Origin of the sequence: Burkholderia sp. BCC0397, from assembly GCF_902832865.1 — a bacterium.
Classification (GTDB): domain Bacteria; phylum Pseudomonadota; class Gammaproteobacteria; order Burkholderiales; family Burkholderiaceae; genus Burkholderia.
This window is the reverse complement of sequence record NZ_CADFDL010000008.1, coordinates 241,461-255,229: the sequence shown is the minus strand read 5'-3', so window position 1 is coordinate 255,229 and position 13,769 is coordinate 241,461. Positions and strand designations below refer to the sequence as shown.

The following is a 13,769-nucleotide window of genomic DNA, read 5'->3' as shown; positions in this document are numbered from 1 at the left end:
TTCTTACGGGTGCCATCGGCCGATCGCTCTGCGCTGCCGACGCCGACACCCGGCCGGAGCGCCCGCTGTCGAATTCGGCGGATTCGCCGGCTTGCCGCGCGCTCCGCGCAAGCCCGACCTCGCGGAACGCCGAGATCTGGCAGGGCGCACGCGCGTTATTGGCGGAAACCGGCCGTGAGCGATCGTGCTCCGAATCTCGGGGCCCGGGTCGTCGCGATATCGACCGGCGCCGCGCCGCTGCACGCCCGGGAGCGGGTGGCGGTGTCGATGAATTGATTCAAATCAGTTTTCCGCGAAGAAAATCCGTCGCGCAGTGCGTGCTTGCGGTAGCATACGCGCCGCTCGCGGCAGCGCGTTTCGGCGGTCCGCAACGGACCGTAGCCGGTGCCGGGCCAGCCGTCGCGCGCCGGCAGCATGCCGTGTCGGCCTGCCGGCGGCAACGGCGCAATTCTTGCTGTTCGTTCTTCCTGCGCAGCATTTTCGACCGAATTCGGGTTCTTTTCGCCTCTCAGTCGCGAATCACGGTAAGTTTTGTTCTATTTTTGAGATAGTGTGACGAATGGGCGGACGCCTGTGCCAGGCGCCCCCCAGCGCGACGAACCGGTCATTCAAGCATCCGCCGCGTCGTACCGATAAATGCAATCAAGTCATAGATATGAGGGGAAGCAGAGGGGATGTGCACTTACGGGCATAGCTGCTTTGCGCGCGTCGGTTGCGACGCGCAGGATCACCGGACGATCGTGACGACGCGGGGCGGCGCATGAAGCCGGCCGTGTCGCTGTTCGTCCTGGCGGCCGCGATGACCGGCGCTTTCCACACGGCCGCGCTGTCGGCCGCGCCGATGCCGGCGGTGCCGGCCGCCGCTTCGACGGCCGCTGCCGGTCACGCGGCGGCGCCCGATGTGGCACCGGCCGCAGTGCCCGCGGCCGCGCCGACGGCGGCCAGCGCGCCGGCCGCCGGCCTGCCGGCGACGACCGTCCATGTGCCGTTCGCGTCGCTCGGCGCGTTCGATCCGCTGCGCCTGCGCGGCGCCGACGACGCACGCACGATCAACGCCGGCGTGCGGCTCGATCGCGTGATCACGGGCGCGCGGTTGCGCCTGACCTACGCGTATTCGCCGTCGCTGGTCTTTCCGCTGTCGCACCTGAAGGTGTCGGTCAACGGCGAGGTGATCGCGACCGTCCCGTTCGACGCCGCGCGCGCGGGCCGCACGGTGACGCAGGAGATCCCGATCGATCCGCGCTACTTTTCCGATTTCAACCAGATCGGCCTGCGCCTGATCGCGCATTACACGCTCGACCATTGCGAGGATCCGACGAACTCGGCGCTGTGGGCCGACGTGAGCCCGACGAGCGAGCTGATCCTCGACGAATCGCCGGTGCGCCTGCCGAACGATCTCGCGCTGCTGCCCGCGCCGTTCTTCGACCGGCGCGACAACGGCCGCGTGCGGCTGCCGTTCGTGCTGCCGGCCACGCCCGATTCGGCGACGCTGCGCAGCGCGGGCGTGCTCGCGTCGTGGTTCGGTGCGCTGGCCGACTACCGGCATGCGCGCTTCCCGGTGTCGACCGCGCTGCCGGCCGACGACCAGGCCGTCGTGGTCGGCACGGCCGCGATGCTGCCGGCCGGTCTCGCGCTGCCGCCGGTGGGCGGCCCGCTGCTCGCGGTCGCCGACAACCCGGCCGCGCCGGGCCGCAAGCTGCTGGTCGTCACGGGCCGTACGGCGGCCGAGGTCGACGACGCGGTCGCGACGCTCGTGCTCGGCCGCGCGGCGCTGTCGGGGCCGGCGGCGACGGTCGCGCACGTCGATCTGGGCGCGCCGCGCAAGCCGTACGACGCGCCGCGCTGGCTGCCGGTGAATCGGCCGATCGCGTTCCGCGAGCTCGTGAACGACCCGCGCCAGCTCGAAGTGCGCGGCACGACGCCCGATGCGATCCGGCTGAACCTGCGCGTGCCGGCCGATCTGCATTCGTGGAACGGCGCGGGCGTGCCGATCACGCTGCGCTACCGCTACACGGCGCCGACCGTGCAGGACAATTCGACGCTCGCGGTCGAGATCAACGATCAGCTCGTGAAGTCGTACCGGCTCGGGCCGGCCCACGCGGAGGACGCGCACGGCCGCATGCAGCTGCCGCTGCTGGCGGTGCCGGAAGGGCGCGTGACGAGCGACGTCGACATTCCCGCGTTCCGCGTCGGCAGCGGCAACCAGCTGCAGTTCCGCTTCACGCTCGATTCGCAGAAGACGGGCCTGTGCTCGAGCGCGGCCACCGAGCCGCAGCGCGCGGCGATCGATCCCGATTCGACGATCGACTTCTCGCACTTCGTGCATTACGCGCAATTGCCGAACCTCGCGTTCTTCGCGAACAGCGGCTTCCCGTTCACGCGCTTCGCGGACCTGTCGCAGACGGCCGTCGTGATGCCCGACCGGCCGTCGCCGCAGGAGCTCGAGGCCTACCTGACGATGCTCGGCCACATGGGCGAATGGACCGGCTACCCGGCGCTGCGCGTGCAGGTCGCGCGGCCCGGCGACGTCGCCGCGCTGTCGGGGCACAAGGATCTGCTCGTGATCGACGGCTCGCCGGCGTCGCCGCTGCTCGCGCAGTGGCGCACGGCGCTGCCGCTCGCGATCGGCGAGCAGGGCGGCGCGGGCGGTGGCGCGACGCGCGTCGCGTTCACGGTGAAGGAGCGCTGGCGCAACGGCGTGGGCGTCGCCGACGGCGGCGCGCACATCGAACAGACGGGCCCGCTCGCGGCGCTCGCCGGTTTCGAGCTGCCGGGCAGCCGCGGCCGCAGCGTCGTCGCGCTGACGGCGACCGACCAGCCGCGCCTCGGCGATCTGCTCGACGTGTTCGAGAACGGCGGGCTCGTGTCGCAATTGCAGGGCGACCTCGCGCTGGTGCGGCCGGGGCAGGTCGACAGCCTGCGGGTCGGCGAGCCTTACGTGGTCGGCTTCGTGCCGTGGTATGCGCGCGTGTGGACGCAGGCGGCGCGGCATCCGGTCGTGCTCGGCGCGGTCGGCGTCGTCGCGGGGCTGCTGCTCGCGCTCGGCGTGTTCAGCGTGCTGCAGCGAATCGCCGCGCGTCGACGGGGGATGTAACGGATGGCGCGGGCAATGACGAAGCGACGGGCAACGCAGCCGGCGCGGCGTGTCGGCGCGACGCTCGCGCTGGCGGTTGCGGTGACGTGCGCGGCGGCCGGCATGGCCACGCGCGCGCACGCCGCGGGGGCCAGCGCAGCCGATGCGGCCGGTGCAGGATGCAGCGCGGCGTGGCCGCGCTGGGATACGTTCAAGCGCGATTTCATCTCGGCCGACGGCCGCGTGATCGACGTCGGCTCGGCCGATTCGCGCACGGTATCGGAGGGGCAGGCGTATGGACTTTTCTTCGCGCTGGTCGCGAACGACCGGCGCATGTTCGACACGATCCTCGCATGGACCGAGAACAACCTCGCGCAGGGCGACCTGAGCGCGCACCTGCCGGCGTGGCTGTGGGGCCGCGCACCCGACGGCGCGTGGCGCGTGCTCGACGCGAACCCGGCGTCGGACGCCGACCTGTGGATCGCGTATGCGCTCGTCGAAGCCGGGCGGCTGTGGCACGAGCGCAGCTATACGGCGCGCGGCGCGCTGCTCGCGAAGCGCGTGCTCGACGCCGAGACGGCGACCGTGCCGGGCCTCGGGCTCACGCTGCTGCCGGGGGCGACCGGGTTCAAGCTGGCCAACGGCCAATGGCGCGTCAATCCGAGCTATTCGCCGCCGCAGGTGATTCGCGCGCTCGGCGCGCGGCTGCCCGACGACCGTCGCTGGGCCGCGCTGGCATCGAGCACCGGGCGCGTGCTGCTCGACACCGCGCCGAAGGGCTTCTCGCCCGACTGGGCGCTGTATCGCGCGGGCAACGGTTTCGGGCCCGATCCGCAGACGCATGCGGAGAGCGCGTACAACGCGATCCGCGTGTACCTGTGGGCCGGCATGCTCGATCGCGCCGATCCGCTCGCCGCGCCGCTGCTCGCGAAGTTCGCGCCGTTTGCCGACCATATCGCCGCGCATGGCGCGCCGCCGGAGCGGGTCGATACGACGACGGGCGTCGCGGGGCCGAACGACGGCAACGGCGGCTTCTCCGCGGCGGCCGTGCCGTTCCTCGACGCGCGCGGCCAGCACGCGCTCGCGGATGCACAGGCGGCCCGCGTCGATACGCTCGCGCGCCAGTCGGCGCCTGGCTATTACACGAGCGTGCTGACGCTGTTCGGCCTCGGCTGGCGCGACGGCCGCTACCGGTTCGGTGCGGACGGCACGCTCGACACCCGCTGGGGAGGCCGTTCGTGCGCCGCCCGCTGAAGTGCGCCGTGCCGCACGTCGCGGGATTCGCGTGGCTCGCGTCGTCGGTGTGCGCGGCGGCGCCGGGCGCTGTCTCGGGCGCGACGGTGGCGACCCCCGCGACACCGGCGACCTCGGTTGCCGCCGATGCGCGGCGCGAGCTCGACACCGCGCGGATGTGGGGCATCAAGCATCGCGACGATCTCGCCCGCGATGCGTTGCGCAAGGGCCTGCTGATCGCGCCGGGCGATCCCGAGCTGCTGGCCGAACAAGTGCGCGTGCTGCTGCGGCTCGGCGACGCGAAAGGCGCGCAGGCGTCGCTGGCGCGGCTGCAGGCGCAGTCGCCGAATGCGCCGGCCACGCGGCGGGTGGCCGACGAATACCGCGTCGCGACGAGCGGGCGCGGCGAGATGGCGCAGATCCGGCTGCTCGCGCGCAGCGGCCGCGCCGACGAGGCGGCCCGGCGGATCGTCGCGCTGTTTCCGAACGGCGCGCCGTCGGGCGCGCTCGGCGCCGAGTATTACCAGATCGTGTCGAATGCGCCGGGCGGGCGCGAGCCGGCGATCGCCGCGCTGCGTCGTGCGGTCGCCGCCGATCCGCGCGACACGAGCGCATCGGTCGCGCTCGCGCGGCTGTTGAATCAGCGCGACGACACGCGCGCGGAAGCGGACCGGATCGCCTCGTCGCTCGCGCAGCGCGCCGACGCGGACCATACGGAAGCGATGGCGCTGTGGCGGCGCGTGCTGCAGTCGGCCGGCAGCGACCCCGCGTATCTCGATGCGCTGCACGCGTATCTCGCGCTCGCGCCGGACGACACCGAATTCCGCGATCGCGCGGCCGCCCTCGACCAGCAGCGCGACGCGCAGCGCCGGCTCGAACGCGATCCCGACTACATCGCGCAGCAGCGCGGGTTGCAGGCGCTCGCGCGCGGCGACCTGGCCGCCGCCGATCCGCTGCTCGCGCGCGCCGCGCGGGCGCGGGCGGACGACGCCGATGCGCTGGGCGGGCTCGGCCTGCTGCGCTTGCGCGAAGGGCGGCACGACGAAGCGCGCGCGCTGTTCGCGCGGGCCGCGACGCAGGCGACCGACCAGCGCGGCAAATGGCAGGGCCTCGCGCGTACCGCGCAGTTCTGGGGGCTGCTCGCCCAAGGCCGCGAAGCGGCCAGCGCCGGGCGCCCGCGCGATGCCGAGCGCGCCGCGCGGGCGGCGCTCGCGATGCAGCCGGACAACCCGGACGCGAAGCTGCAGCTCGCCGATGCGCTGCTCGCGCAGCGCGACTGGGCGCAGGCGGAGCCGTTGCTGCGCGGCTTGCTGGCCGCGCGTTCGCCGAGCCTGTCGGCCGTGCGCGACACGGCCACGCTGTATGAAAACACCGGCCGCGCGGACCGGATCGGCCCGCTGCTCGATGCGCTGCAAGGGCGCGTGACGGGTTCCGACGATCGGCGCGCGCTCGACGGCCTGCGGAGCGATGTGCTCGCGAACGAGGCGCGCGCGCTGGCCGACAAGGGCGCACGCGGGCCGGCCGCGCAACGCTACGAGGCGGCCGTGCGCGCGGCGCCCGACGCGCCGTGGACGCGCTTCGCGCTCGCGCGCCTCTATCGCGACATGGGGCTGCCGCAGCTCGGCCGCACCGTGATGGACGACGGGCTCGCGCGGAGCGACACGCCCGAGATGCGCTACGCGAGCGCGCTGTACCGCAACTCGCTCGACGATGTCGCGGGCGCGCAGGCCGCGCTGGCGCCGGTCGACGATGCGCACCGTTCGGACGGGATGCGGGCGCTCGCGCGCAAGCTCGATGCCGAAAGCGCGCTGGCCGACGCGCGCGGCGCGCATGCACGCGGCGACCGCGCGGCCTTCGCCGCCACGCTCGCGCACGCGCAGGCGAGCGCGCCGGACGATCCCGACATGCTCGCCGCGATCGGCGCGCAGTGGATCGACGCGGGCGAAGCCGAGCGCGGCCTCGCGCCGCTGCGCGACTGGATCACCGCGCATCCGCGCGAAGCCGACGCGGACGTGCGGCTGCGCTACGGCGATTTGCTCGGCCGTGCGGGGCGCGACGATGCGCTCGCCGTGTGGCTCGACACGCTGCGCCGTGACCCGGCGCTGACGCCCGCGCAGACGGCGCGACTGGAGGACCAGTCGCTGCGGCTCGTGCTGCGGCAGACCGACGACGCGATCGCGCGACAGGACTATGCACAGGCGCGCATGCTGCTCGATCGCGCGAGCCCGGCCGGCCGCGCGGACAAGCGCTATGCGCTCGAACTCGCCGATCTCGAACGCGCGCAGGGCCATTACGGTGCAGCACGCGATGCGCTCGCGCCGGTCGTGGCGCGCACGCCGGACGATGCCGATACGCAGCTCGCGCTCGCGCGGATCGACGAGGACAGCGGCAACCGCGCCGCCGCACGCGAGCGCGTGCAGGCCGTGCTGGCGCGCACGCCGGACGACGACGTCGACACGCAACTGTCCGCCGTGCGCCGCCTGAACGCGCTGCGCCGCCCGGACGAAGCCGCGCAGGTGACCGACCGGCTGCAGGCCGCGTATCCGGCACGCGCCGACGTGACGGTCGCCGCCGGGCGCGTGGCCGAGGCGCAGGGCCGCTATGACGATGCGGCGTCGCTGTACCGGCTGTCGCGGTCGCAGGAACGCGCGACGGGCGTGAGCCCGGGCCGCGATGGGCTCACGCCCGCGCAGGCCGCATTCGGGGAGCTGGAGCAGCGGCGCAATCCCGAGATCGAGACCGGCTGGATACCCGCGTACAAATCGGGCGACGAAGGCATCTCGTCGTATCGCGCGCAGCAGGTGCCGATCTACATGCAGATGCCGGTCCGCTACGACGGGCACGTGTTCGCGCAGATCGACACCGTGCATCTCGACCCGGGCACGCTCGATACGAGTAATCCGGACGCCTATTCACTGACGACGTTCGGCACCTACGCGGCGCTCAAGGCACAGACGAACCCGCAGGCCGCCGCACTGATCGCGAATCCGCCGGGCTCGCTGCACCAGTCGGCGACGGGCGTCGCGCTCGGCGCCGGCTATCTGTCGGATGCGTGGCGCGTCGATCTCGGCACGTCGCCGCTCGGCTTCCCCGTGCACTATCTCGTCGGCGGCGTGCGCTATCGCTTCGACGCGGGCCCTGCGAGTTTCTCCGTGAATGCGTCGCGGCGGCCGGAAACGAGCAGCGTGCTGTCGTACGCGGGGATGCGCGACCCGTGGACCGGCGCGGTGTGGGGCGGCGTGCGCCGCGACGGCGTGAACCTGCGCGCGTCGGTCGACGTCGGCCGCACGAACCTGTTCGCGGAACTCGGCGCGGGCGTGCTGTCCGGCCGCAACGTCGAACGCAATGCGGAAGTCACGCTGCGCACCGGTTTCACGGTGCCCGTGTACGAGCGCGCGACGATGAAGGTCAGCACGGGGCTCGTCGGCAATGCGTGGCACTACGCGCAGAACCTGCGCTACTACACGTACGGGCAGGGCGGTTACTACAGCCCGCAGCGCTATCTGTCGCTCGGCGTGCCGATCGAATGGGCGGGGCGACACGATGGGCTGTCGTGGGACCTGACCGTTACCGGCGGGATCTCGAACAGCTACGAGAAGGATTCGCTGTATTACCCGACGTTCTCGGCCCAGCGGGCCGCGCAGGTGGCGGCCGGGTTCGTGTACGCGGGCAGCTCGACGCACGGCGTGTCGTTCTCGTACGGCGTGAACGGCATCGTCGAGTATCGCGTGAACCCGCACCTGAGCGTCGGCGCGCAGTTGCACATCGACCGGTCGCACGACTATGCGCCGAGTTCGGCGCTCGTCTACCTGCGCTATGCGTTCGACGCGCGCGCGCCGCGCAGCTGGCTCGTCACGCCGACGCCGGTGCGGCTTTATTCGGATTACTAGGGGAACGCGTGAATACGGAATTCGATGCCACCCGCTCCGCGCCCGGCGCCACCGGCCTGGCCGACCGCCTGCGCGCGCTGCTGCGCGTGGCGCCGGCGGGCGGCCGCGCCGGCGCATTGAGCCGGCTCGCGATCGACGGCCTGCCCGATACCTGGACGCAACTGGAAGCCGGCGGCCTTTACGCGATCTACGCGGCCGGCGGCACGCCGGCCTGCGATGCGCTCGTGTGGGAAAGCGCGCGCCAGGCGCGCACGCGCGACGTCACGATCGTGCTGGCACGCGATCCGGCGCGCGTCGCCGCGCACATGGAATCGCTCGGCTTCGCGGGCGGCGCGCAGCCGGCCGGCTGGCCACGCAACCTGAACGTGCTGGCGATGCCGCCGGCGGCCACGCCGGCCGATGACGGCGCCGACGCCGGCGTGGCCGGCAACGCGCCGCGCCACGCGGCGCCGGGCCCGTTCGCGCGGCTGACCGGCGGCTTGCGCGCGATGAAGCGCTACGGGCTGCATGCCCGTTCGCTGTATTTCGTCGAAGGCGCCCAGCGCTGGTTCAGCTGGGACGATCCGGTCGCACTCGCGGAGGAAGCGTACGCACTGGCCGATTGGTGTCGCACGCGCCGGATCGCGCTCGTGCTGCTGCTCGACCCCGAAGCAACCCGCGCGGGCGGCGACGCACGCGCCGACGATGCGCCGCTCGTGCGCGAGGCGGACCGTGCGCCGCGCAGCGGTTTCCACGGGATCTGCTCGGGCGTCGCGCAGTTGCAGCGCACGCACGGCGAGCTGCTGTGGGTCGTCGATTTCTGGCGCGCGGGCGACACGCTCGCGGCCGGCGAGGTGCGGCCGCTGCGCTTCGCGCCGGACGGCCGGCTGTCGGCGAGCGTGGATGGCGGCGCGACCGAACCGGCGCACCGGATGAAGCTCGCGAGCGACGAGGATCGCGTGGTGGTCAGCCGCGCGGTGCTCGACGGCGCGAGCCGCGTGCCGGACGCCTGGGAGATCGTCGACGACAACGCGGCCGTGGTCGCCGCGTGCGCGCACGCGCAGGCCGCGACCGCGGTGCTCGTGTTCCGCTCGCATGCGCAGCTCGAAGCGCTGTGCGCGGACGTGCACGCGCTGCGCCGGCAGTGCGGCGGCGCGCTGAAGATCGCGGTCGTCGAACGCGGCGAGGTGCTGCGCCAACAGTTCGAAGTGCTCGTACTGAGCGTCGGCGCGAACCGGGTCGTCGCGCGCGACCTGCCCGTCTCGCGGATGCAGGCCGCCGTGCACGCGCTGCACGGCCAGCTCTACGCGCGGCCCGTCGCGGCCGACTATCGCGCGGCGCTCGCGGCCGCGCTCGGCGATTCGGTGCTCGGCTATCTGCCGGTCGGCGCGTTCTGCCAGCGGATTCGCGCGGTGCTCGACCGCGGCGCGGTGCTCGCGCTGCCGCATACGCTCGCGAAGCTCACGCTGCTGCCGGGCGTGTCGCACGTCGACGCGCTGCGGCATTGCCGGCCGCGCCGCACGGGCGACATCGTGACGGCCGATGCGGGGCACCTGTTCGTGTTCCTGTTCGCCTGCGAGCCGATCGACGCCGACGACGCGCTCGCGCGGATCTTCGACGTGCCGGTCGATACGCTGTCCGATCGCGTCGTGTGCCTCGGGCAGGGCAGCATCGACACCGAGCTCGATGTGCTGAAGGCCGAGAACCGGCGCGCGCCGATCGCCGACTACAGCGACCTGTTCGCGGCGACGCAGCCGCCGGGCGCCGCGCGCACAGCGGCCGCTCCCGGCGAGGTGTTGCCCGATGCGGGCGAGGTGAGCGACGCGATCGATGCGATCGATACCGTCGTCGCGCTCGACGCGATCGGCGTGCCGCAGGCGTCCGCGCCCGCCGCCGACGACGACGCCTCGTCGGCGGACCCCGTCATTCCCGCCGCGCGTGCGCGCGGCGCCGTCCGCAGCGCGATGCCGCTGCGCAAGCAGGAGGACGCATGATCGCCGAACTCGTCATCGGCTTCATCGTCGGTATCGCGATTGCGGTGCCGGTGTGGATCGTCGCGCAGCACCTCGGCATCGGCCGCGGCTTCCACGCGCCGCGCGGCATCGACCGGCGCGACGCGGTGCCGTGCGAACTCGTGCCGGTCGCGCTGCGCGGCCGCCTGCTGCCGGGCGTCGGCGACGACGAAGCCGACGAAGCCGACGAAGCCGACGAAGCCGACGAAGCCGACGAAGCCGACAAGCGCGGCAAGCGCGACAACGAGGCGGCACGATGAAGACGATCGCCCTCACGTCGACGACGGGCGGCGCGGGTCGCACGACGCTCGCCGCCGCGCTCGCGGTGCTGCTCGCGCGCCGCGGCCGGCCGGTCGTCGCCGTCGAATTCGATGCACAGAACCTGATGGGCGCGACGCTCGGCCTCGATACGCTGGCCGAACACGGTCTCGCGCACGGCCTGCTGGGCGGCGCCGAACCGTGGCACGCGCACACGTGGCGCAACGCCGACGGCGTGCTGTTCGTGCCGTACGGGCAGGTCGATGCGGCCGGCGCCGCCGCGTGCGATGCGCGGCTCGTGGCCGATCCGGCCTGGCTGTCGCGCGCGCTCGACGAGATCGCGCTGCCGGCCGACGGCGTCGTGCTGGTCGACACTGCCCGCTATCCGTCGCCGCAGGCCGGGCAGGCGACCGGTTGCGCGGACCTGACGCTCGTCGTCGTGCCGCCGGAGCCGGTCGCTTGCGCGACGACGGCCGCGCGGCTCGGCGCGCTGCGGGCCGGCGGCGGCGAACTGCAGATCGTCGTGAACCGGCTGAACCCGGCGCGCGACATGCAGCGCGACGCGCTGGCGATGCTGCGCGCGGTCGCGGGGCCGGCGTCGATGCTCGAGCAGCGCATCCATGTCGACGCGGCGGTGCCCGAAGCGCTTGCGCGCGGCAGCTGGATCTTCGACGACGCGCCGTATTCGCAGGCGTCGCACGACCTGAACGGCGTCGCGAACTGGGTCGATGCGTGGCTGACGGCGGCCGTCGCCGGCCGCGCCGGAGCCGCGCGATGAAGGCCGCACTCGCGTCGCGACTGCGCGCATTCGGCCGTCGCGCGGCCGACTGGTGCGCGCGCGGCATCGGGCTGCCGGCGGAACGCACGCGGGTGGACTGGCTCGTGCGGCTGTTCTTCCACGTACCGCCACCCGGCCGGCCCGATCATGTGCGCCGCTGGGTGCGCGTCGCGTTCCTGCGGCTCGCGCACGACTGGGGCGTGCTGCAGCCGCTCAGCGTGCGCGAATGGCTGTGGCGCGCGATCGTGCGCGCACCGCGCGCGGCCGACGGCCGGCCCGCGCGCGATCCGCTCGCGTGGTTCGACACGTTCGTGGTGCCCGTCTACGTGGCCGGGCGTGCGGTCGGCCGGCGCATCAACGCGATGCTCGAGCGTCTGCCGTGGGCGCGCTGGGGCGGCTGGCTCGATGCGCGCGCGAACGGCGTCGGCCGGCGCCGCTGGCTCGCGCCGCTGCTGCTCGTGGCCGGCGCGGTGCTGTGGGCCGCGGCCGGGATGTCGCCGCTGATGCCCGGCGCGCAGTTCGCGTTCTTCGCGATCGTCGCGGTGCTGGCGCTCGCGCTGCGCCGCCTGCCGGGCCATCTGCCGACGCTCGCGCTCGCATCGCTCGCGCTGCTCGCCACCGTCCGCTACGTGTGGTGGCGCACGACCCAGACGCTCGACTTCCGCAGCCCGGTCGAAGCCGTCGCCGGCTACCTGCTGTACGGCGCCGAAGCCTATACGTGGATGATCCTGCTGCTCGGTTTCGTGCAGACCGCATGGCCGCTCGACCGGCCGATCGTGCCGCTGCCCGACGATCCGGACACCTGGCCGACCGTCGACGTCTATATCCCGACCTACAACGAGCCGCTGTCAGTCGTGAAGCCGACCGTATTCGCCGCGCAGAGCATCGACTGGCCGAGCGCGAAGCTGCGCGTGTATCTGCTCGACGACGGCCGGCGCCCCGAGTTCGCGGCATTCGCGGCCGAGGCCGGCATCGACTACCTGACGCGCGACGACAACCGCCACGCGAAAGCCGGCAACATCAACCGTGCATTGCCGAAGACGCACGGCGAGTACATCGCGATCTTCGACTGCGATCACGTGCCGACGCGCTCGTTCCTGCAGACGACGATGGGTGTGTTCCTGCGCGACCCGAAGTGCGCGCTCGTGCAGACGCCGCACCATTTCTTCTCGCCCGATCCGTTCGAGCGCAACCTCGGCACGTTCCGCGAGATCCCGAACGAGGGCAACCTGTTCTACGGCCTCGTGCAGTCGGGCAACGACCTGTGGAACGCGACGTTCTTCTGCGGCTCGTGCGCGGTGCTCAAGCGCAGCGCGCTGGAGGAGGTGGGCGGCGTCGCGGTCGAGACCGTGACCGAGGATGCGCATACGGCGCTCAAGCTGCATCGGCGCGGCTATACGTCGGCGTACCTGCCGACCGTGCAGGCGGCCGGCCTCGCGACCGAAAGCCTTGCCGGTCACGTGAAGCAGCGCACGCGCTGGGCGCGCGGGATGGCGCAGATCTTCCGCATCGACAACCCGTTCCTCGGGCGCGGGCTCGGTTTCATCCAGCGGATCTGCTACGGCAACGCGATGCTGCATTTCTTCTACGGGATTCCGCGGCTGGTGTTCCTGACGATCCCGCTCGCGTACCTGTTCTTCCACCTGTACTTCATCAACGCATCGTCGCTCGCGCTCGCGAGCTACGTGATCCCGTATCTCGTGCTCGCGAACATCGCGAATTCGCGGATGCAGGGGCGCTACCGGCATTCGTTCTGGGCCGAGGTCTACGAATCGGTGCTCGCGTGGTACATCGCGCTGCCGACCACCGTCGCGTTCTTCAGCCCGAAGCACGGCAAGTTCAACGTGACCGACAAGGGCGGCAAGATCGACGAAGGCTACGTCGACTGGTCGACGTCGAAGCCGTATCTCGTGCTGTTCGCGCTGAACGTGCTCGCGATCGTCGCCGGCCTGTGGCGGCTCGTGGCCGAGCAGGGCGACGAGGCGTCGACGATCCTGATCACGCTCGGCTGGACCGTGTACAACCTCGCGATGCTCGGCGCGGCGCTGGCCGTCGCGCGCGAGACGAAGCAGGTGCGCGTCACGCACCGGATCGCGATGCGCGTGCCGGCGATGCTGCTGCTCGCCGACGGCTCGACCGCCGCGTGCTTCACGAGCGACTACTCGACCGGCGGCCTCGGGCTCGAAGCGGTGCCGGGGCTGCCGCTCGCGGTCGGCGACACGCTGACGGTGTGCGTAACGCGCGGCGACCGTGCGTTCCCGTTCCCGGTGCGCGTGACCCGGGCGACGCCGACCCATGTCGGCGTGAGCTTCGAGGAACTGACGCTCGAGCAGGAGCGCCAGCTCGTGCAATGCACGTTCGGCCGCGCGGATGCGTGGCTCGACTGGCACGAAGGCGCGCGGCCCGACACGCCGCTCGGCGGGCTCAAGGAAGTGCTGCGGATCGGGCTGGACGGTTATGTACGAATGTGGAAGGGTGCGGCGCGCGGCGTGCAGACGATGCTCGCGCCGAAACTCGATCGCGCGCGCGACTGACGCGGCGCGCAT

The 13,769-nt window shown here is 72.6% G+C and carries 7 protein-coding genes; all 7 read left to right on the top strand.

Going from position 1 to position 13,769, the window contains the following annotated elements; genetic code table 11:
- The first annotated feature begins 760 nt into the window (after positions 1-760).
- Genes bcsB through bcsA form a run of 7 tightly spaced genes read left to right on the top strand, consistent with a single transcriptional unit; the run spans position 761 to position 13,757 of the window.
- Entirely contained in the window at positions 761-3,094 is a 2,334-nt protein-coding gene (gene bcsB, locus HWX03_RS24250; RefSeq protein ID WP_175872934.1) for a cellulose biosynthesis cyclic di-GMP-binding regulatory protein BcsB, read from the top strand.
- A gap of 3 nt (positions 3,095-3,097) precedes the next feature.
- Positions 3,098-4,327, top strand: coding sequence for a cellulose synthase complex periplasmic endoglucanase BcsZ (gene bcsZ, locus HWX03_RS24245; RefSeq protein WP_175872933.1), 1,230 nt, complete (start codon positions 3,098-3,100; stop codon positions 4,325-4,327).
- Entirely contained in the window at positions 4,312-8,196 is a 3,885-nt protein-coding gene (locus HWX03_RS24240) for a cellulose synthase subunit BcsC-related outer membrane protein (protein WP_175872932.1), read from the top strand. Before bcsZ ends, HWX03_RS24240 begins: the two co-directional genes overlap by 16 nt.
- 8 nt (positions 8,197-8,204) lie before the next feature.
- Positions 8,205-10,169: a cellulose biosynthesis protein BcsE gene (gene bcsE / locus HWX03_RS24235; RefSeq protein WP_175872931.1), complete on the top strand. Its 1,965-nt coding sequence runs from the start codon at positions 8,205-8,207 to the stop codon at positions 10,167-10,169.
- Positions 10,166-10,447 (top strand): hypothetical protein, encoded by a 282-nt coding sequence (locus HWX03_RS37010; RefSeq protein WP_244132753.1) that lies wholly within the window; start codon positions 10,166-10,168, stop codon positions 10,445-10,447. Before bcsE ends, HWX03_RS37010 begins: the two co-directional genes overlap by 4 nt.
- On the top strand, positions 10,444-11,223 hold the full coding sequence (gene bcsQ, locus HWX03_RS24225) for a cellulose biosynthesis protein BcsQ (RefSeq protein ID WP_175872930.1): 780 nt from the start codon (positions 10,444-10,446) through the stop codon (positions 11,221-11,223). Before HWX03_RS37010 ends, bcsQ begins: the two co-directional genes overlap by 4 nt.
- Complete coding sequence (bcsA, locus tag HWX03_RS24220) at positions 11,220-13,757, top strand: UDP-forming cellulose synthase catalytic subunit (RefSeq protein ID WP_175872929.1); 2,538 nt, start codon at positions 11,220-11,222, stop codon at positions 13,755-13,757. Before bcsQ ends, bcsA begins: the two co-directional genes overlap by 4 nt.
- The last annotated feature ends 12 nt before the right edge of the window (positions 13,758-13,769 follow it).

Excerpts from the sequence above, each read along its gene's own strand:
- bcsB (WP_175872934.1), top strand. The coding sequence starts at position 761 with ATGAAGCCGGCCGTGTCGCTGTTCGTCCTGGCGGCCGCGATGACCGGC.
- bcsZ (WP_175872933.1), top strand. The coding sequence starts at position 3,098 with ATGGCGCGGGCAATGACGAAGCGACGGGCAACGCAGCCGGCGCGGCGT.
- HWX03_RS37010 (WP_244132753.1), top strand. The coding sequence starts at position 10,166 with ATGATCGCCGAACTCGTCATCGGCTTCATCGTCGGTATCGCGATTGCG.
- bcsQ (WP_175872930.1), top strand. The coding sequence starts at position 10,444 with ATGAAGACGATCGCCCTCACGTCGACGACGGGCGGCGCGGGTCGCACG.
- bcsA (WP_175872929.1), top strand. The coding sequence starts at position 11,220 with ATGAAGGCCGCACTCGCGTCGCGACTGCGCGCATTCGGCCGTCGCGCG.